The following is an 18,512-nucleotide window of genomic DNA, read 5'->3' as shown; positions in this document are numbered from 1 at the left end:
GCCACCCGCATGGTTGCTCAGGAAACCAGCTGGGGTCATCTCGTCGCGATGCTCAGTCCCCTTCTGCTCAACAACGTCAAATCCGTCGCCAATTTCGACACCTTTGACCGCATTGATACTCATCAGCGCATGAGCCAGCTCAGCGTCCAGGCGATCAAAAATCGGCTCTCCCAGCCCTGGCATCAACCCGCTGGCAACAACCGAAATTTTCGCGCCGATGGAATTACATTCCTTACGGAGTTTATCCATGTATTCTTCCATCGCTGGAACTTTGCTGGCGTCCGGGCAGAAGAACGGGTTGTTATGCACTTCGCTCCAGTCAAAATCTTCGATTTTGATCGGCCCAAGCTGAGAGAGGTAACCACGAACCTCGATGCCTTTTTCTGCCAGGACTTTCTTGGCAATAGCCCCCGCAGCCACCCGCATCGCTGTTTCACGCGCCGATGAACGGCCGCCGCCACGGTAGTCGCGGAAACCATATTTCTGGGTGTAGGCGTAATCTGCATGCGCCGGACGGAAGGTCGAAGCGATATTGGAGTAGTCTTTGGATCGCTGATCGGTATTTTCAATCAACAGACCAATCGGTGTACCGGTCGTTTTACCTTCAAATACGCCAGAAAGAATTTTGACCTGGTCGGGTTCACGACGCTGGGTCGTATGACGGGAGGTACCCGGCTTACGACGATCGAGATCAGCCTGCAGATCTTCCTCTGTCAGAGGGATACCCGGAGGACAACCATCGACGATGGCCCCCAGTGCCAGCCCATGACTTTCACCAAACGTGGTGACTGTAAAAAGTTTACCGTACGTATTACCAGACATATAACTTCTGCTCGTGGGCTCAGAGGCCCCGGTTTAATGCATCAAGATCGCGTGCGTGCAGGACACAGACTCCGTGCCCACCCCGTTCAAACTCTGGCCAGATAAATGGCAACTCGGGATAGGCCGCTGCCAACGCCGGAAAACTGTTACCGACCTCAAGTACGAACACGCCATCATCCGTTAAATAATCACGAACCTGACTGAGCATAATCCTCACCAGGTCCAGGCCATCTTCCCCGGCAGCAAGCGCAAGCTCAGGTTCATGATGGTACTCCTCAGGCAGACACGACATATCATCAGCATCTACGTAAGGGGGATTTGAAATAATCAGATCATACTTCCCGCTGGCTGCAGTGAAGAGATCTGACTGCAGCGCCACCACGCGGTCTGCCATATTGTGTTCCTGAATATTCGCTTCGGCCACTTCGAGCGCCTCAAAAGAGATATCCAGTAACTCAACCGCTGCATCAGCAAACTCATGCGCACAGGCGATGCCAATACAGCCTGACCCAGTGCACAGGTCAAGAATGCGCTCAGGCTCTTTGTCTTCCGGCCACCAGGGAGCAAAGCGGTTTTCAATCAATTCGCCGATCGGCGACCTTGGGATCAGCACCCGCTCATCCACGAAATAAGGACGGCCGCAGTACCAGCTCACACCGGTAATGTATGGTACTGGCATACGCTGCTCAATCCGGACCTCAACCAGGCCGATCACAGACTCCCGCTCAAGCCGCGTCAGGCGCGCTGCGTACCACTGTTCCGCCATCGCCCATGGCAGGCTGAGTGCGTGAGACACCAGCATCAGGGCATCATCGGCCGGACTCTCACTGCCGTGGCCGTAATATAATCCAGCTTCCGACATCCGGCTCACCGACCAGCGAACCATATCCTCTATGGTCCGCAGCTCTTCAATAGCCTGTACTGCGTGCTGCTGGAAGTTCATAAGCCGGGCTCTGCAAAAAGGCGCTATTGTAGCTGAAGCGTGGCTCCCACACTACGGTCAGTTCATGCGCTCGCCGTAGAGGCTACTGTGCCCATGCTCGAAGGCATCCAGCGCCTCATTTGCAATCTGATACCCCAGCCGGATCATTTCACCCGCCCGGTAAAACTCATACATTTCGCAGCAGTCCGTGGGTATACGAATCATCAGATCTGGTGGATAACCTGCGGTTTTAAAGCGACTGAGAGATGACTGCATCACCTCAAACATGCGGCTGAGTGTTTCCAGTTTGCCAAGATTCTGACCGGCTTCCTCACGCGCTTCGCTGGTCCTCCGCCCCAACCAGTCACTGGCTTTATCAATCACGGTATCCAACCAGGCACGCTTCTGACTTTCAGAATCCTGTAGGTTACTCAACAGGTTATCCGGCACGGGGACATCCGAATTAATATCCACCGCCATAATGTACTGGGCATGTGCGGATACACAGGGAGTAATCGGAAGTGGATTAAGCACAGCGCCATCGACCAGCATCAGGTCTTTGGTGATTACGGGCTCCAGAATGGTGGGGATTGCGGCCGAGGCCCGCATCGCTTCAACCAGAGACCCCCTCTGAAACCAGATTTCTTTGTTATTGCGTAAATCCGTGGCGACAGAGGTGTATGGAATTTTCAGATCTTCAATCTTACAACCATCCAGCATGTCACCAATCACGCTGTAGACTTTCTCCAGCTTGATGGCACCACCAGACAACAGTTTGAAATCCACCAGCCTGAGAATATCCAGATATCCCAGGCTGCACACCCAATCGGCATATTCGTCCAGCTTACCAGCGGCATAAAAGCCGCCAACAATGGCTCCCATAGAGCAACCAGAAACACTGATGATCTTGTAGCCGCGCTCTTCAATCGCCCGGATAACACCTATGTGGGTATACCCCCGGGCTCCGCCACTCCCTAACGCCAGTGCGACAGTTTTTTCCACGCTGTTATCCTCTGTTTATCTGCCCGGCCAGAATACAAACCACAAGCCCGTACGCGAGGCGGCGTCCGGAGGCGGGATCAGAGCGCCTCCGGCCATTACCTGATAGCGATCCCCGAGAACACTACGAAGCTGCTTTGCCAGCGTCTCGGAACAGGCCAGTGTGTCTGCCATACGCGCCCCTTCATAACAATGCACCACCAGGCTCAATCGCTGGCGGGCACTGGCAGAAACCGCCTGCAATTCTTCAATCAATCCTGCAGAAGCCTGGGTATCCAGAGTCCCGTTATTGATGACCATTCCGGGTAGCCAGCCACTGGATGCCGCCAGGGCATGACGGACTTCTGAGCGGACATTGGCTCCGGCGAGCAGTGGGTCTTTGGTGTTCAGAGTATCAACGAGGACCTTACTCTGGCGGCCACCGCGCAACGACACATAGACCAGATTCAGTTCATTCCGGTCTCCGTTGCTCCGTGTGGTGACCATATATGCCTGGTCTTTATCCCGGCTGACGAGGCGCGCAATACCGAATACGTCATTCGCCCAGAAATGACTGCTGCCACAATCAATGCCAGCACACTGATAAAGTACATGCTGGCCCGACAGCTGCTGGCGGTAATAATTGACCACCTCTGTGAGTGATATTCCATTGGGCAGATCGTACAGGGTCCGCTGCAGCGTTCCATTAATTCGACGTTCGGTCTCACCAAAGGTATCGCCCTGCTGGTGTTTCAGTTCAGAAAGCACCAGGCGATACCGGCTTACATCCCGCTGTGAGGATTCAACGATGGTTGCACCAGGAAATGTCTCCGGCCCCGGATCAGCCTGAGCAGGAAGCGAAAGAGCAAAGAGAAAAGGAAGCAGTCTGAAAATTCGGGTCATAATGAGGGGAATCCGATGAACTCCCCGTCAATGTATCAGAAACGCAATGAGCCACCCAAGCGCCAGTAGCCGTTTTCACCGGGATCACCGCTCAGGCTCACTGCGGTGGCATCGTCGGCCTGAATCGTCCGGTTCCGCAGCTGGCCGATCTCGGCGCTGACCCAGGCATTAGCACGCCAGCGGAATTCCGTGCCAATTCCCATGTGCCAGCAGACATAACTGACGTCAGAGACGGCTGGAGTCTCAAGGTCATCGACCTCTTCGCGCCAGAATCCACCGGCCGGATAGATACGCACAAACGTCGACATTTCATCACTCCAGCGCGTCTGAATATTCGTATTCGGGAAACCCAGCAACATCTCTGTGCTGTCTGTCAGGCGTGTCGCCCAGGACAGGGTTGGCCTTGGCTTCATATCCCCAAACCTGCGGTCAACGATAAGCCCGTACTGAACGAACTCGGTACGTCCCAGATAGGTACGTCCACTTACTTCAGCATTCACTCCCAGGTTTTCAGTCCCCATGGCATCAAAATCGGTCATGATTCCGGGTTCAAAACGCACATGCAGCTCACTGCCACCCTGACGTTTCTGGCGATAGAAAATGGGCACCGACACCCAGAAATAATCCCCCTCTGCCGCCGTTGTCCCCTGCCAGCTGAACTTGGTCAGATCCAGGTGAAAATCGGTACTCAGGGACTCGCGTCCCCGGCTGTAGCGCTCCAGAGGAACATCCAGATTCATTTGATGACTACCAAAACGACTGCCTGCCCCACTGTCGAGACTGCCGTCAACCTCGGTATTCCAGCTGAACTCTGTGGCGCCACACAACGGCGCAGCACACAGCAGCAGACTAGTAACGATCCGGCGCATACATGCCCTCATAAATTTCCTCGACACGGGCATAACTGCAAAGCTGCCCCGATTGCGTTTCTTCTTTACGGGCGATATCCACTGCCCGCAACACATCAGCGACAAGACTGAAGCCCTGCAACACACAGGTATCGGCACCCGCCTCCGCTATCAGATCAGTGTAGCTGGCAATAAAGTCATAGGCGTCGGATTCTGCGCGGCGACGCAACAGATCTGTGGCTTTACTCAGTCCGTGCATGACTTCAAGAACACCAGCTAACGCCAGCGCGGCATCGCGATCACCCATAGCGGCTTCTTCACGGATACGCTCCTGAAGAAAATCGACCGCACTGCGGATAGCATTCTGGCGGCGGGTAAAGCTACCCAATAAGGAATGACTGAACGCCGGAACCGTGGTGGTAAGAAAATCGGGCTGCATAACTACTCTCCCCTGACAACTGAAGAGAGTTCAGCAAAATACAAGCCAAAGGGAAAAGCCCCTTAGAAATCAAGGGGCTGAAAAGAATAACGGCAAGAGACTACCGTTCAGCGTCAGGTTTTTGCCGCATTTCTGCCGCATAACGGTTGCGTTTAGTGATCTGAGTTCTGACGCTATGAACGCCTAACCAGACCACACCCAGCACCACAGGCAACGCGATTCCCTTCGCCAGAGTCACGTTGAGGGGAAATCCGGCCTCCCGGATACCGGCAAACACAATTTCCAGCAAGGCCAGCAGATAGTATCCGATGGCGACCACCGACAAGCCTTCGACGGTCTGTTGCAGGCGTAACTGCAGTTGGCTGCGTCGATTCATCGACGATAACAGATGCTGATTCTGCTCCTGGATCGACAGGTCGACCCGGGTTCTCAGCAGACTGGTGGTCCGGTGAATACGCCGCGACAGATCTTCCAGGCGATCCCGCACCGAATTACACGTTTTAATACCGGGGGTCAGGCGTCGCTCAAGAAACTCCTGCATGCTCTGCATGCCATCAAGCGGCGACTCGCGTAGCTGTATCAACCGGTCGCGAACCAGATCATGGTAAGCAACGGAGGCGGAAAAACGGAAGTTAGTGTCGGAGCGGTGTCGCTCTACCTCCGCTGCCAGCTGAGATAATTCCTGCAGAAGTTCGCGCTCATCACGATCTGCATCAATATCAGAAATACTCTGATTCAGGGTCGCCAGAGCATCTTCAATCCTGGCCAGTTCAGGCCCCATATCCCGGGCCACGGGCAAGGCCAGAAGAGACATAAGACGATAGGTCTCAAGTTCGCAGAGCCTCTGGATCAGACGTCCGCACTGATAGCTGTTCAGCTGCCGGTTGCAGACAACAATACGGCCAAAGCCATCACTGTGGAGCTTGAACGCTGTCCATACCAGAGCTTTCGCATCGGCCACTTCCGATCCGGCAACGCGCTGGCCCTCAAACCACCGGTGCAGGTCAGCCTCGTCAGGCGCTGCCTGAGTGACCTCCAGATTGACCGCAACCACCAGCTCGCCGGGCATTGCCGCCAGCCAGTCTTTTGGGATAAACGCCAGTGCATCATCCGAGAAAGGCGCTGCTCCCTTGCTGATAAATGTGAAGTTGGCGAATTCCAGATGGCGCTCCCAACGCAGTTCGAAGCCACCAAAATCGAGATACAGACAGCTCGAACCCTCGTTAGGTACCGGCACGCTGTAACGACGACATAAGTCTTTTACGTGCTCAATCACTTCGTCCCGTGCATCGCCAAGCATCACGGTAAAATGGGTGATCTGACAGGCACCATCAATAATCGGAGATGGCCGGTTATGCAGCTCTTCGTAGAGTGACGAGCGCAGGCTGTGCACTCTCAGTGATACCGCAGGAGCACTGATTTCCGGATTTCCGTTCTCGTTAGAGACTTCCTGTAATGCGTGCTTCATACACGTTTCCTCAATTTATTTGCTCGCTGGTGAAGCTTCTTCCAGTGAAGGAAGTACATCTTTCAGGGTCACCTCTTTCGACGTCATCGTGATGTCCGCCAGGGATTTCTGCCAGCCGCGCAATTTGAGCAGGTCTTGATGATTGTCGGCATTGGCTTCAGTTAACTCATCCAGCGTCTGTCCGGCAAAGAACTCTCCGAGGGTCAGTGTCGCAGGGTCTCTGACCCAGGCCCAGCGCCCATCATCAGAGAGCAACGTCCAGCCTTTATCCCGATACTCGTTCAACAGACTGGTCAGCCGGGCAGCGTCCAGATCCCTTAGCTGACGACGCATATCCGCTTCCGGCAGTGCTCCGGTAATGTCTCTGGCCGCCGTCAAGAGCGCCGCCAACCGGATTCGCTCATGCACAGGAGAGTGATCGGTACCCGGGCGACGATAGTGGCTCAGTCCGTACGTCAACTCCGCGCCCAGAAGGAGCAACATCCACGAGACGTAAACCCATAGAAGAAACAAAGGAACGGCGGCAAACGCCCCGTAAATCAACTTATACGAAGGAAACAGGCCCAGTGTTTCACTGAAGGCAAATTTGCCGACTTCAAACGTTGTCGCCACCAGAAATGCCGCAATCACAGCATGCGGCACCGGGACTTTGCAGTTCGGAACCATGACATACAGAACTGTAATGGCGGCTGTCGTCAGCAACCAGGGAATAAGGCGTGCCAGCTCTGTGAGTGCCCCTCCATCTTCGCCGTTCAGCATCGACATGGACGCCAGTACGGATGATGTCGCGACACCAGCACCAAACAGCAGAGGCCCGAGACTCAGCACTGCCCAGTACCGGAAGAAGGTCTGTATACGCGAGCGGGAGGTGTCTACATTCCAGATCCGGTTAAACTGCTGCTCTATCGTCTGCAACAGCATAATGCTGGTAAAAAACAGAAACACGATACCTATCCAGGTCAGCTTCCTCGCCTGCTGACTGAACTGCTGAAGGTAATCGGTAATCACCTCACTGCCCTGCGGCAATACATAACTGAGTAATTGCTGATTTGCCTCCTGCCCCATCTCCTGCAGAGTAGGAATGGCGCTGAGGATGGAATAGCTGACAGTAATCACAGGCACTAGCGCGAACAAGGTAGTGTAAGTAAGCGCAGCAGCTTCTTTGCGCCGCTCCATGCTCTCGTAACGCTTCAGGGTCTGCCAGAGCACTCGCCCGACATGACGGAGGTCCGGAATAAATCTGGGTTTCATAGGTTTCCTTGTTACAATAGCGCACTGAAACTCAACCTGACTTTAAGGCCAACAATGAGCGATATTACCATTTATCACAACCCGCGCTGCTCCAAGTCCCGGGAAACGCTGGCACTCCTGCAGGAAAAAGGAACAGAGCCAGCCGTTGTTGAATACCTGAAGAACGTACCAGATGCTGAACAACTCCGTAGCGTCCTCTCCAAGCTGGGAATCAGTGCACGCGCCCTGCTGCGCACAAAAGAGGCAGACTATAAAGAGTTGAACCTTGCCAACCCAGCGTTGAGCGACGATGAAATTATTGCCGCTATGATCAGTCATCCGAAACTGATCGAGCGCCCGATCGTCATCTGTGGAGACAAGGCCCGCATCGGCCGTCCACCTGAGCAGGTACTGGAGATTCTCTGATGGCCGCCCCTTATGTCCTGGTGCTTTATTACAGCCGCCACGGTAAAACAGCAGAAATGGCACAGCAGATTGCCCGCGGTGTCGAAGCGTCGGGAATGGAAGCGCGACTGCGCACAGTGCCTGAGGTCAGTCCGGATACCCAGGCGAGCCAGCCTGAAGTTCCTGCTGACGGCGCGGTGTATTGCACACTCGACGATCTGAAATCCTGCAGCGGCCTGGTACTCGGTAGCCCGACCCGTTTTGGCAATATGGCAGCGCCACTGAAGTACTTTATCGACTCCACCAGCGCGTTGTGGCTCACGGGTGCTTTGATCGACAAGCCTGCCGGAGCCTTCACATCAACGTCCTCGCTGCACGGCGGTCATGAATCCACCCTGATGACTATGATGCTGCCACTGCTCCATCACGGCATGATCTACGCTGGAATTCCTTACAGCGAAGGTGGGCTTATCAACACGACCGGCGGCGGTAGCCCTTACGGTGCAGGGCATCACAGTGGTCAGAATGGGGACAAACCCCTCTCTAAAGATGAAATTGCACTTTGCCGTGCACAGGGCGGTCGTATCGCGTCGCTTGCCGCAAAACTCGGAGACAAAACGTGCTGAAATCAGATAAAGCCTGGTGGGCAGTCATCAGCCTGTATGTGGCTCTGTTGGCCTTTTTATTGATCGGTACCTACTCTGGGGCACCTGAAACAGTCAAAGCCGATGATGATATCGCAGGAGCCACGCTGATGTTCTGGCTGCTGAAATCTCTGCCGTTGTTCCTGTTTATCCCCGGGCTGCTCAAAAAATCACATTACGCGGCTTCATGGCTCTCTTATGTGACCATGCTCTACTTCGTAGTGATCATCGCCATGGGGGCGGGCATCTGGATGTGGGCGCAGGTTTCGACACTCATACTGCTGTTTGTCGCCTGCATGTTGTTTACCCGCTGGAAAAAAGCAGAAGAGCAGGCGTAACTACTTCGGTCGTTTCTGGCGCCCTGTTAAGGCGCCAGGGACGTATCACTGTTCGTCTTCCCACTCACCATCAGTGTCGTCGTCCGCGATCTCAGTCGTCACAAGATCACCGCATTTCGCGCATTTACCCTCGATGTAAACCACCCCGTTCAGTTCGTATTCCTGCGGCTCTTTCATTCCCAGATCCACTTCCATACAGGTATTACACCAGGTCTGGCTCAGAAAAGCGTCCTGGTCATCCTTATCGCGGGCGTAAAAATCTCGTTCGATGCGTTCCATCATGACTCCGGGAATACAGTTATTAAGTAGTGAATCAATGTCAGTTATCCACTCAGGCCACAAGCCTTTGGAGCAGGCAGCCTATTCTATGCTTTTTGGAGTCATGCCCCAACAAAGATTCCTGCTATGAAAATTAAACATCAGATCAGCATCAGCGTAGTTGCCACCAGCATAGTCGCGGTCATACTCACGTCGTTGGTTACCGCTTCTGTGTCTGTGACAGCCTCAAGCAGGAATACTGAAGATCTGATTGCCAAAAACCTCAAAGCCCAACGCGAGCAGAAGTCAGATCAGATTCAGACTTACTTCAGTAATCTCGAGAAACAACTGAAACTGTTTGCTGGCAACCCATTCGTAAAAGAAGCGCTGACCGAACTGAGCGCCGGATTCTCGGTCTACGCCCAGGAATCAAACTTCCGGCCAGACGGCCGCCTTAAAAGCTACTACGGCGACGATTTTGGTGGCAGATACACCGACCTGAACGGGCAACCAGTAAATACAGATGGCCTTCTCAGCGGGCTGAATACCAATGCCCGCGCACTGCAGCACGCTTACATTGCTGCAAACCCTGCTCCACTGGGTGAAAAAGACACGATGAAGAAGGCAGCCACCTTCACCTACTACGATTCCGTTCATCAGATGATTCATCCTGCCATGCGTCAATACCTGCAGACCTACGGTCTGTACGATGTGTTTCTGGTATCTGCGGCGGGCGACGTCGTATACACAGTATTCAAAGAGCTGGATTACGCGACCTCCCTGACCGAAGGTCCGTACAAAGACTCCGGTCTCGCCCGCGCGTACCATAAAGCACTGCCCCTGCAGCCTGGTGAAGTGGTGTTCGACGATTTTGCTCCTTATCTGCCCTCCTATGATTCACCCGCGGCGTTCCTGGCAACCCCGGTAACAACAGACAACCGAACGACCGGCGTGTTGATCATTCAGCTGCCGATCGATGGTATTTCGCACATCATGAGTAATCACGAAAAGTGGAAAGAATCAGGTCTTGGAGAAACCGGTGATAACTACCTCGTAGGGTCAGACTCGCGTCTGCGTTCAGACTTACGGGCACTGCTCGAATCGCCGGAATCGGCACTCAGGGATCTGGCTGGTCAAGGCGCCAGCGAACCGGTATTGGCTGCAGCTCGCTCCCGGGGGACGTCGGTAGGCATCATTGAGGCACGCACCACACCCGTGAGAAGTGCACTTCAGGGAGAGAGCGGCATCATGGAAATCACGGATATCTTCGGTAAAGAGACAGTGACAGCGTTCGGTCCACTGACGGCGTTCGGACAGAACTGGGCATTAATCAGTCAGGTCGATAAAGACGAAGCGTATGCAACAGTCTATAACACGACCCGAGACCTCATTACCTACACTCTGATCAGCTCTCTCCTGATAGCGGCCGCCGGAACCTTTATTGCGCTGTGGCTCGGACGCTCTATCAGCCATCCGATCACTGTATTTATCCGCAAAGTATCAGCCAGCGCGCGGGACCACGACGTGACCAGCCGGTTTGCCATTCGCGGAGCCGATGAATTTCAGGATCTGAGTAATACCATGAATGATCTGATGGACGGCCTGCAGCAGTTTATGCTGGAAATGCACACAACGTCTGACACTCTGAACCAGCAGGCACAATCGCTGGCGCAGGAAACTCACAACACCAGCGAGCGCGTGAACCGCCAGAATGGCGAAGTTAATCTGGCAGCCACAGCGACGGCAGAGGTCAGCGCCTCGGTAACAGAAGTCGCCAATCATGCGGACCAGGCCGCCAGCCGGATCCGTGACACCCGCCAGAGGATAAAAGAAAGCAATACCATGTCGACTCAGGCCCGGGAGAAAATCCGCAGCCTTGGGGACAATATGAAACGCTCCGAAGAAGCGATCGGCATTCTGGAGACAGAGAGTGACAGCATCGGTGCCGTGCTGGACGTGATACAGACAATCGCCGAACAGACCAACCTGCTGGCCCTGAATGCTGCCATTGAGGCTGCCCGAGCGGGCGAACAGGGTCGAGGATTTGCCGTCGTTGCGGACGAGGTACGGACACTTGCAAGCCGCACAGCGACCAGCACAGAAGACATCCGCTCGCGGATTCAGTCACTGCAGAATCAGGTCGTCACCGTTCGCGACTCTATCCGTGCCTCTGGAGAAGACACCCGCCAGTCCCTGGAACGGATTGAGCACACCGCCTCAAACATGGATGAGATCGCTGTTGATATCGATGGTGTGGAAGAAATGAGTACACAGATCGCTGCCGCAGCCGAAGAGCAAAGCGCCGTCAGTCGCGAAATTGAACGCAATGTCTCAGAAGTAAAAGACTTGTCTGACGATATTCTGCACTCCGCTGCCAGCATAGGTAAGAGCAGCAATGACCTCTCTCAGATTGCGTCGCAGATCCGGGGGCAACTGCAACAATTCAGGTTCGGAAACTGAATTTCACTGTTGCACTCCTAGCCTGTCATAAGACACAGGTCCCCTTTCTTCTGAGAGTCATGTCGTTTATAAATAGGCCGAATCTGTACTATTACCGGAATCGGACAACTTATGATCACTCTTCACCATCTCAACGACTCCCGTTCGCAACGTATTATCTGGCTTCTGGAAGAGCTGGGGGTCGATTATGAAATCAAACGCTACGAGCGCGATCCTAAAACCAATCTGGCACCGGACAGCCTGAAAGCCATTCACCCCCTCGGAAAATCTCCGATCATCACGGATGGCGGCAAAACTATCGCCGAATCTGCAGTCATCATTAATTATCTCATCCGGAACTATGGGCAGGACAAAGGACTCATACCGGAGGCGGGATCAAAAGCAGAAGATCAGGCGGAATATTGGTTGCACTTTGCTGAAGGCTCAATGATGCCTTACCTGGTAATGACGCTAGTCTTTGAGAAAGTGAAGACCGCACCTATGCCCTTCTTTGCACGCCCGATCGCCAAAGCGATCGCTGGACAGGTAATGAACTCATTCATCAGTCCGAACGTAAAACGTAACCTGGCATTTGTGAATGAACACCTCAGCCGGCACCATTGGTTTGCCGGTGACCAGATGACCGGAGCCGACTTCCAGATGATTTTCCCACTGGAAGCAGCGATCAACCGGTCAGGCGCTGCTGCTCAACTTCCCGCCATCAAAGCCTGGGTGGAACGTGTACACGGGCTTGATACATACAAGACTGCCCTGGAAAAAGGCGGCCCTTACTCATACGCATGAGTGAATAATTAAGCGGAGACAGAATTCTTTATGAAACCGGAAAAACCGTTCAACCGGATGTGGTTGGTGGTGCTTGTGCTGCTGGCAGGCTGCGCCTCTGTTGGCCTGAGCAGCACAGACATGGAAAGCCTCTTCGGGAAAACAGTTATCACCGATCAACGTAACGAATTTCACTCCGCAGAAGCCATCAGCTACCGCACTGATATTGAGCCTATTCTCGAAAACCGGTGTGTCGTATGTCACGCCTGCTATGATGCGCCCTGCCAGCTGAAAATGACCTCTCCCGAGGGGATCATGCGGGGCGCAACCGCGAAAAAGGTGTATGAAGGCACTCGAATACTGGCTGCAGAACCCACCCGTCTTGGTATTGATGCGCAATCCACTGAAGGTTGGCGGGCAAAAGGATTTCACCCGGTTCTGAACGAGCGCTCGCGTACTCCGGAAGTTAACCTGGCGAACTCTCTCATATATCAGATGCTGGCACTCAAAGAAGCTCGCCCACTACCCGATGTAGCGCTTCTCGGTGACGACTTTGATTTTTCACTGAACCGCAGTCAGACCTGCCCAACCCGCGAAGCATTCGGAGAGTTTGCAGAAGAACATCCTCTCTGGGGAATGCCCTATGCACTCCCCGCAATCAGTGACAAAGAATACGCGACTCTGACCAGCTGGCTGCGCTCAGGGGCTCCGATGTCGGGGGAGAAACCTCTGACGGCAGAGGAAGAAGCCCAGGTATCGGCATGGGAGCGTTACTTCAATGACGACTCACTACGCCAGCAACTGGCCAGTCGCTACATGTACGAACATCTGTTCCTGGCGAACCTTTACTTCTCACCTGAGCCAATTTTCCGCGGAGTCGAACCGGCCACTCAGCCACAGCGTTACTTCAAGCTGGTTCGCTCGTACACGGCGCCCGGCGTGCCAATACGTATCGTCCCCACCCGTCGTCCGTACGATGACCCCGGAGTTCAGCGTATTTATTACCGCTTACAGCCTGTCAGCGAGACCATCGTAGCTAAAACTCACATGCCCTACCGCCTGAACGAAGAGCGTATGGCGTGGATGAAATCGCTCTTCAATGAGCCCGAGTACGACGTGTCGACGCTGCCCGGATACGCCCCTGAAGTGGCAGCAAACCCCTTTGTTGCATTCCATGACCTCCCCGTGAAGTCGCGTTACCGCTTTATGCTGGAAGAATCTGAATTTCTTATCAGCGGATTTATTAAAGGGCCTGTCTGCCGTGGCCAGGTCGCATTGAATGTTATCGATGATCACTTCTGGGCGGTTTTTGTCGATCCGGATCAGATGGAAGAACCTGAATTTGCTGATTTTCTCAGTCAGCAGAGCAACAACCTTCGCCTGCCGGGAGAAGCCGAGAGCAATTCCGGCATTCTGTCTAACTGGCTGCGCTATTCGCGCCTGCATAAGAATTACGTAGAAGCCAGAAATGCAGAAATGCTGAAGCGCTTTCCCGATGGTCAGGACCTTAATCTCAATCTGGTATGGGACGGTGACGGCCATAACCCGAACGCCGCTCTGACGATCATCCGCCACTTCGACAGCTCGACCGTGGTTAAGGGGCTGGTCGGTCAGCCGACCAAAACTGCGTGGCTGGTCGGTTACCCTCTGCTGGAGCGGATTCACTATCTTCTGGTGACAGAGTTCGATGTGTTCGGGAACGTTGGCCATCAACTGATGACCCGCCTGTATATGGACTTTCTCCGAATGGAAGGCGAGCATAATTTTCTGACACTGTTACCACAGGATGAGCGAATCCGGCTTGCAGAATACTGGTATCGGGACGCTTCTGACGAAGTCAGGGAATACCTTGTGAACTATGAAAAGCAGGTACTGACGAACCCCGCGATTCAATATGAAACTGATGCCCCACAGCTGGAACTGTATGACATGATTCATCAGCGACTGAGTGGGGCACTGGAAGACAAATATCGTATGGCAGGTGCTGTGACTCCTGAACAACTTGATAAGCTCATCCGGATCAACCGCATAAAAGGCACAGCCGCCAATATCATGCCGGAAATTTCATTCCTCATGGTCGATGATATGGCCGGCGGTCAGCAGGTATTCACACTGCTCCGCGCCAGTGGGCACAGCAATCTGACGGGCCTGTTGTATGAAGAAGACAATCGCCTGCCGGAAGAAGATTATTTGACGATCGTACCGGGAATTCTTGGTAGCTATCCCTCCGCTCTGTTCCGGATTTCATCTTTCCGCCTGGATAAGTTCGTGAAGGACATGAGCCTGCTTACCAATGAAAGCGACTTTGAAGTATTCGCGACCCGCTACGCGGTTCGGCGAACGGATGAGCAGTTCTGGAATCACAGTGACCAGCTCCACCACTGGTACCGCCGTAATGATCCGCTCAATTATGGGCTTCTCGATTACAATCGCCTGGAAAACCGTTGAGGTAAAAAATGCAGGATATTATCAAGCAGTTTGTCCTGCTCTGGTCGGTGATCGACCCGATCGGGACGATTCCGGTCTACCTGGCGCTGGCGTCTGCTTATGCCGACAATGCCACACGCCGTAAACTCGCGTACAAAGCCATTATCATCGCCACTCTGGTGCTTCTTTTCTTTGTTGTGGCTGGAGAGTTTCTGCTCGACGCGATGAGCATTCCCCTACCCGCTTTTCAGATCGCTGGGGGAATTGTTCTGTTTATTTTCGCGATGACAATGATGTTTGGTGAAAGTAAGCCTGAATCTGAACTCGACATGATTAAGAAGGGAATGCACTCTGCGGTCTTTCCTCTGGCAATACCATCCATCGCCTCCCCAGGGGCGATGATGGCCGCCGTTTTACTTACCGACAACCACAGGTTTTCGGTGATGCATCAGGTAATGACCACCGGCATCATACTGAGCGTACTTTTGATCACTCTCATTTTTATGCTGCTCGGAAGTCATATACTCAAAGTCATTGGCGAAGCCGGTGCCAGCGTGATCAGCCGTGTCATGGGCCTTATTCTGGCATCGGTCGCGGTGAACGCCGTGCTTGCTGGCATTCAGGTATTTTTTCACCTCAAGCCATTCAGCGACGGGCTATAATCCAGACCGCGTGAATAATTCCGGGTAAATAACCGAGTAATGTAAGAAGGATATTGAGCCAGAATGCCCCGCCCAGGCCAACCTGAAGAAATACACCCAGCGGTGGCAGAAGTACAGAAAACAGAATCCTGATAAGGTCCATAAGAACTCTCCTGTATACGAATATGAACGTCATAAATAGGAGAGTTACTCAGGGGAAAAGTTCAGCGTTTCTGTTTCCAGTTGCTGTAACGGGCATGCACACCACGGGTGAGTACGGTGGAATAACTTTCCAGAATATCCACGCCTACCAGTATGAGAATAACCACAATCGCCAGCTTCGCCGCCATAAAATGACCAGCAATAGCGACCGCTACGCCAATCGCAGCCAGCACCCAGATAGTCGCCGCCGACGTTACGCCAAGTACAACACCATCTTTGGATAACATCACACCGGCACCAAGAAAACCAACGCCAGTAACGACCTGACCTATGATTCGTGAGGCGTCAGTCACATCATTAGTGACAGACTGAGCGAGAGCAACAAATGCATAAGTCCCCAGGACAATCAGACTCGCTGTCCGGATACCCACAGGCTTGCCCCGCAGCTGTCGTTCAAGACCTACGATGGTACCGCAGACCAGGCAGGTAAGAATGCCCTGCCAGGTCAGTGGATCGATGCTCAGAAGATCAGCAGCGGGATCGTTCATTCACTTTTGTCCGCGATGAGCTTTTCGATTTTTTTATCCGAGGGCAACCGCATACTTGAATTCGACGACACAACCTCGCCCTCGCGGTTAATCAGAAACTTGTAAAAATTCCAACGGGGATACTGATCCTGACGAGCGACTTCCTTAAATAAAGGGTGCGCTTCGTCGCCTTTTACAGGCACCGTCGACAGCATAGTGAAACTGACCCCGAAGTTCTTGTAGCACACGTCTGCGGCTTCCGCTTCATCATCTGCTTCCTGGTTAAAGGAGTCAGAAGAAACGCCAAGAACAACCAGCCCGCGGTCTTTGTACTTCTGATGAATCTTTTCAAGATCTCCGAACTGGTCAGTGAATCCGCAATGACTTGCCGTGTTCACCAAAAGAACGGGGTTCCCGCCTGTGACCTCACACAGGTTGAGCATCTTGCTGCTGTGCAACTGCTTCATTGTGTGATGAAAAATCTCAGGACAGTTTTCAGGGTACGCCTCAACCGCCGATACGAGACCCGGTGCAGCGATGGCTGCGACCAGGATCAGACCAGAGAATGCCTTCATAATACCTCCAGACATAAGGGGGATTAATCTTCCTGTTCAAGAATAGCGCGGATGTCCTCATCCAGCTGAAAAGGATCAACCAATACGGCCTGCTCTTTCAGGTTCGGAAATACCACCAGCAGTGTTTCATCCTGATCCAACCCGGGAGTCCAGCGCTCCAGCCAGACATCAAGAGGAATCATTTTTGGTTCGCAGTCCGCCCAGTCACCGGTTGCCCAATCGAGGGCATAATCGGGATGAGGCCAGACCGGCAGGCAGTTTTCCCCTTCGTCGGTCACCACAGTCACCCAACCTTCCTCGTTGGCAAGACTCCAGACCTCACCGAACTCCGCCACCTTGCTCAGAAACAGCTCGTAACGTTTGTTGTCACTCAACGCCAGAGACGATTCACGGTTTTTGGCAGACAGGGCATAGGGCATGGTTATTTCCTCTGAGGTCTGAAATCCAACCGGAAACAGACCAATGATTTACTGATTATTTCGCAGACAAAGCGCCTGACGTACTTCAAGTTTAACGGCAGGACACTTTAGGGGCTATGGAAATCTACGTGTTATCATCGCTCTTTTCTGTCCGGTCAGACCTGTATGGCACTCAAGCACTTTATAACTCACGGAATCGCTAAGCTGGAGAAAGAACCGGCCGCAAAAGTTACCATGAGCGACCAGGATGGTGTCGCCGATGAAGACAGCCCTCTGTCAGCCTATTATCAGCGCGCCACAAAGCAGCTGAAAGGCATACTGATGCAGCGCAGTGGCAAGAGATACGGTGTGTTCAGCCACGAAGCACCCGTGTTTCAGGGACTACTGAAAGACTGGCAGAAAGGTGGCATGAGCTTTCAGAGCTGGGCGCGCCGCTGTATGGAGCAACTCGCCGCGGGGCTCGACAATACTGACTTTCTGGTCGATGGGTACCTGGCGTTCTTCCACGAAAGCCTCGAAGACAGCGACCGCCTCTACCTGTTCCATCTGCGCTATAAAGACAGTGTGACCGTGAACAGTGATCTTAGCCTCAGTGAAACCCGTTACCTCGACTTCTCGAATACAGGCTTTGGCCTCTGCATCAATCTGACCGACTGGCAGCAGGACAGCGACAGTAAATACATCACGTTCTCGTTCGGCCGTGGTGATCGCCCATTGCAGAATCAGATACTGAGTACAATTGGCTTTACAGACACCCTGAACACCGCCGCAGAGACCGAAGAATTCCTCTCAATTGTGGACGAGTACAGTCGTACCCTGCCCGCCGCAGAAGCCTTTGCGTACAAGTCAAAAGTCGTCGACTTCTGCATTGAACAGGACATGCGCGGAGAGGCTGTTGACTTTGACGAACTCGATCAACACCTATCTACCGAAATGAAGTCTCAACCCGGCGAAGCTTTCTCACATTATCTGATAGAAAAGAAAAAAGAGCGGCAGAAAGCCCAGAAAGACACCAGCGGCCTGACACCCGAGCAACTCGTCGAACTGGGCGCGCCAATGACTGACGTTGCTGAGGCAGTAAAATCTGAACTGATTCCGGACCGTAAGAAACTGAAGGGCTTCATACGCTACAGCGGTAAGAATAAAGAAATCAGCCTGAGCTTCTCGGCCAGCTTACTGGGAGAAGGTGTTGAGTTTAATCAACAGGAAAAGTCTTTGCTGATCCGTCAGGTACCTGAGAGCCTTCTGAAACAGCTGTCTGGCAAGAAAGACGAAGAATAAAGC

Annotated in this window: 21 protein-coding genes; 8 read left to right on the top strand and 13 right to left on the bottom strand. The window is 53.3% G+C overall.

The features are described from left to right. From aroC to Q1L85_RS12900, 8 genes are all read right to left on the bottom strand, one after another. A partial coding sequence (gene aroC / locus Q1L85_RS12935; protein WP_300433353.1) for a chorismate synthase occupies positions 1-822 on the bottom strand: 822 nt, incomplete at its 3' end. 19 nt (positions 823-841) lie between these two features. Beyond that, positions 842-1,765, bottom strand: a complete 924-nt coding sequence (prmB, locus tag Q1L85_RS12930; protein ID WP_300425347.1) for a 50S ribosomal protein L3 N(5)-glutamine methyltransferase — start codon at positions 1,763-1,765, stop codon at positions 842-844. A gap of 57 nt (positions 1,766-1,822) precedes the next feature. Further along, entirely contained in the window at positions 1,823-2,746 is a 924-nt protein-coding gene (locus tag Q1L85_RS12925) for a patatin-like phospholipase family protein (protein ID WP_300425345.1), read from the bottom strand. A gap of 15 nt (positions 2,747-2,761) precedes the next feature. Further along, positions 2,762-3,625: a DUF4892 domain-containing protein gene (locus Q1L85_RS12920; protein WP_300425343.1), complete on the bottom strand. Its 864-nt coding sequence runs from the start codon at positions 3,623-3,625 to the stop codon at positions 2,762-2,764. Positions 3,626-3,660: 35 nt separating this feature from the next. Next, positions 3,661-4,494, bottom strand: a complete 834-nt coding sequence (locus Q1L85_RS12915) for a hypothetical protein (RefSeq protein ID WP_300425342.1) — start codon at positions 4,492-4,494, stop codon at positions 3,661-3,663. Continuing rightward, positions 4,475-4,912, bottom strand: coding sequence for a hypothetical protein (locus Q1L85_RS12910; RefSeq protein ID WP_300425340.1), 438 nt, complete (start codon positions 4,910-4,912; stop codon positions 4,475-4,477). The genes Q1L85_RS12915 and Q1L85_RS12910 overlap by 20 nt, the downstream gene beginning before the upstream one ends. Positions 4,913-5,012: 100 nt before the next feature. Beyond that, entirely contained in the window at positions 5,013-6,380 is a 1,368-nt protein-coding gene (locus Q1L85_RS12905) for a DUF3422 family protein (protein ID WP_300425338.1), read from the bottom strand. Between the two features lie 15 nt (positions 6,381-6,395). After that, positions 6,396-7,631, bottom strand: coding sequence for a YihY family inner membrane protein (locus Q1L85_RS12900; protein WP_300425336.1), 1,236 nt, complete (start codon positions 7,629-7,631; stop codon positions 6,396-6,398). 54 nt (positions 7,632-7,685) lie between these two features. Between Q1L85_RS12900 and arsC the strand changes: the two genes are divergently transcribed. The 3 genes from arsC to Q1L85_RS12885 are packed head-to-tail and all read left to right on the top strand — an operon-like array spanning position 7,686 to position 8,997. Beyond that, positions 7,686-8,036, top strand: coding sequence for an arsenate reductase (glutaredoxin) (gene arsC / locus Q1L85_RS12895; protein WP_300425334.1), 351 nt, complete (start codon positions 7,686-7,688; stop codon positions 8,034-8,036). After that, positions 8,036-8,641, top strand: a complete 606-nt coding sequence (wrbA, locus tag Q1L85_RS12890; RefSeq protein WP_300425333.1) for an NAD(P)H:quinone oxidoreductase — start codon at positions 8,036-8,038, stop codon at positions 8,639-8,641. The genes arsC and wrbA overlap by 1 nt, the downstream gene beginning before the upstream one ends. Next, a complete protein-coding gene (locus Q1L85_RS12885; RefSeq protein ID WP_300425332.1) occupies positions 8,635-8,997 on the top strand; it encodes a DUF2069 domain-containing protein in 363 nt (120 codons plus the stop codon). Before wrbA ends, Q1L85_RS12885 begins: the two co-directional genes overlap by 7 nt. Before the next feature lie 45 nt (positions 8,998-9,042). Here Q1L85_RS12885 and Q1L85_RS12880 read toward each other — a convergent pair whose 3' ends face one another. Then, a complete protein-coding gene (locus Q1L85_RS12880) occupies positions 9,043-9,279 on the bottom strand; it encodes a hypothetical protein (RefSeq protein ID WP_370293323.1) in 237 nt (78 codons plus the stop codon). 123 nt (positions 9,280-9,402) lie between these two features. Between Q1L85_RS12880 and Q1L85_RS12875 the strand changes: the two genes are divergently transcribed. The 4 genes from Q1L85_RS12875 to Q1L85_RS12860 all read left to right on the top strand — a co-directional run bounded on the left by Q1L85_RS12875 (position 9,403) and on the right by Q1L85_RS12860 (position 15,566). Then, positions 9,403-11,715 (top strand): methyl-accepting chemotaxis protein, encoded by a 2,313-nt coding sequence (locus Q1L85_RS12875; RefSeq protein ID WP_300425331.1) that lies wholly within the window; start codon positions 9,403-9,405, stop codon positions 11,713-11,715. A gap of 111 nt (positions 11,716-11,826) precedes the next feature. Beyond that, positions 11,827-12,498, top strand: a complete 672-nt coding sequence (locus Q1L85_RS12870; RefSeq protein WP_300425329.1) for a glutathione S-transferase — start codon at positions 11,827-11,829, stop codon at positions 12,496-12,498. A 30-nt stretch (positions 12,499-12,528) separates the two neighbouring features. Continuing rightward, a complete protein-coding gene (locus Q1L85_RS12865; protein WP_300425327.1) occupies positions 12,529-14,925 on the top strand; it encodes a fatty acid cis/trans isomerase in 2,397 nt (798 codons plus the stop codon). 8 nt (positions 14,926-14,933) lie between these two features. Further along, a complete protein-coding gene (locus tag Q1L85_RS12860) occupies positions 14,934-15,566 on the top strand; it encodes a MarC family protein (protein WP_300425326.1) in 633 nt (210 codons plus the stop codon). Here the strand turns inward: Q1L85_RS12860 and Q1L85_RS12855 are convergent. From Q1L85_RS12855 to Q1L85_RS12840, 4 genes are all read right to left on the bottom strand, one after another. Then, the gene (locus Q1L85_RS12855) at positions 15,550-15,708 is read right to left on the bottom strand and encodes a YqaE/Pmp3 family membrane protein (RefSeq protein WP_300425325.1); all 159 of its coding nucleotides are present in this window, start codon (positions 15,706-15,708) and stop codon (positions 15,550-15,552) included. The genes Q1L85_RS12860 and Q1L85_RS12855 overlap by 17 nt on opposite strands. A 61-nt stretch (positions 15,709-15,769) precedes the next feature. Continuing rightward, on the bottom strand, positions 15,770-16,255 hold the full coding sequence (locus Q1L85_RS12850) for an MgtC/SapB family protein (RefSeq protein WP_300425324.1): 486 nt from the start codon (positions 16,253-16,255) through the stop codon (positions 15,770-15,772). Then, the gene (locus tag Q1L85_RS12845) at positions 16,252-16,809 is read right to left on the bottom strand and encodes a glutathione peroxidase (RefSeq protein WP_300425323.1); all 558 of its coding nucleotides are present in this window, start codon (positions 16,807-16,809) and stop codon (positions 16,252-16,254) included. The genes Q1L85_RS12850 and Q1L85_RS12845 overlap by 4 nt, the downstream gene beginning before the upstream one ends. A 23-nt stretch (positions 16,810-16,832) precedes the next feature. After that, positions 16,833-17,228: a DUF2750 domain-containing protein gene (locus Q1L85_RS12840; RefSeq protein WP_300425321.1), complete on the bottom strand. Its 396-nt coding sequence runs from the start codon at positions 17,226-17,228 to the stop codon at positions 16,833-16,835. A 165-nt stretch (positions 17,229-17,393) separates the two neighbouring features. Here Q1L85_RS12840 and Q1L85_RS12835 point away from each other — a divergent pair, with 165 nt between their 5' ends. Continuing rightward, positions 17,394-18,509: a nucleoid-associated protein gene (locus Q1L85_RS12835; RefSeq protein WP_300425319.1), complete on the top strand. Its 1,116-nt coding sequence runs from the start codon at positions 17,394-17,396 to the stop codon at positions 18,507-18,509. Positions 18,510-18,512: the final 3 nt, after the last annotated feature.

Origin of the sequence: uncultured Thalassolituus sp., assembly GCF_950066645.1 — a bacterium.
Taxonomy (GTDB): Bacteria; Pseudomonadota; Gammaproteobacteria; order Pseudomonadales; family Oceanobacteraceae; genus Thalassolituus.
This window is presented reverse-complemented; position numbering and strand designations above follow the sequence as displayed.

What these genes read in the sequence shown, in the direction of transcription:
- prmB (WP_300425347.1), bottom strand. Translation starts at nt 1,765, where the DNA reads ATGAACTTCCAGCAGCACGCAGTACAGGCTATTGAAGAGCTGCGGACC.
- Q1L85_RS12920 (WP_300425343.1), bottom strand. Translation starts at nt 3,625, where the DNA reads ATGACCCGAATTTTCAGACTGCTTCCTTTTCTCTTTGCTCTTTCGCTT.
- Q1L85_RS12915 (WP_300425342.1), bottom strand. Translation starts at nt 4,494, where the DNA reads ATGCGCCGGATCGTTACTAGTCTGCTGCTGTGTGCTGCGCCGTTGTGT.
- Q1L85_RS12910 (WP_300425340.1), bottom strand. Translation starts at nt 4,912, where the DNA reads ATGCAGCCCGATTTTCTTACCACCACGGTTCCGGCGTTCAGTCATTCC.
- Q1L85_RS12905 (WP_300425338.1), bottom strand. Translation starts at nt 6,380, where the DNA reads ATGAAGCACGCATTACAGGAAGTCTCTAACGAGAACGGAAATCCGGAA.
- Q1L85_RS12900 (WP_300425336.1), bottom strand. Translation starts at nt 7,631, where the DNA reads ATGAAACCCAGATTTATTCCGGACCTCCGTCATGTCGGGCGAGTGCTC.
- arsC (WP_300425334.1), top strand. Translation starts at nt 7,686, where the DNA reads ATGAGCGATATTACCATTTATCACAACCCGCGCTGCTCCAAGTCCCGG.
- wrbA (WP_300425333.1), top strand. Translation starts at nt 8,036, where the DNA reads ATGGCCGCCCCTTATGTCCTGGTGCTTTATTACAGCCGCCACGGTAAA.
- Q1L85_RS12880 (WP_370293323.1), bottom strand. Translation starts at nt 9,279, where the DNA reads ATGATGGAACGCATCGAACGAGATTTTTACGCCCGCGATAAGGATGAC.
- Q1L85_RS12875 (WP_300425331.1), top strand. Translation starts at nt 9,403, where the DNA reads ATGAAAATTAAACATCAGATCAGCATCAGCGTAGTTGCCACCAGCATA.
- Q1L85_RS12870 (WP_300425329.1), top strand. Translation starts at nt 11,827, where the DNA reads ATGATCACTCTTCACCATCTCAACGACTCCCGTTCGCAACGTATTATC.
- Q1L85_RS12865 (WP_300425327.1), top strand. Translation starts at nt 12,529, where the DNA reads ATGAAACCGGAAAAACCGTTCAACCGGATGTGGTTGGTGGTGCTTGTG.
- Q1L85_RS12860 (WP_300425326.1), top strand. Translation starts at nt 14,934, where the DNA reads ATGCAGGATATTATCAAGCAGTTTGTCCTGCTCTGGTCGGTGATCGAC.
- Q1L85_RS12855 (WP_300425325.1), bottom strand. Translation starts at nt 15,708, where the DNA reads ATGGACCTTATCAGGATTCTGTTTTCTGTACTTCTGCCACCGCTGGGT.
- Q1L85_RS12850 (WP_300425324.1), bottom strand. Translation starts at nt 16,255, where the DNA reads ATGAACGATCCCGCTGCTGATCTTCTGAGCATCGATCCACTGACCTGG.
- Q1L85_RS12845 (WP_300425323.1), bottom strand. Translation starts at nt 16,809, where the DNA reads ATGAAGGCATTCTCTGGTCTGATCCTGGTCGCAGCCATCGCTGCACCG.
- Q1L85_RS12840 (WP_300425321.1), bottom strand. Translation starts at nt 17,228, where the DNA reads ATGCCCTATGCCCTGTCTGCCAAAAACCGTGAATCGTCTCTGGCGTTG.
- Q1L85_RS12835 (WP_300425319.1), top strand. Translation starts at nt 17,394, where the DNA reads ATGGCACTCAAGCACTTTATAACTCACGGAATCGCTAAGCTGGAGAAA.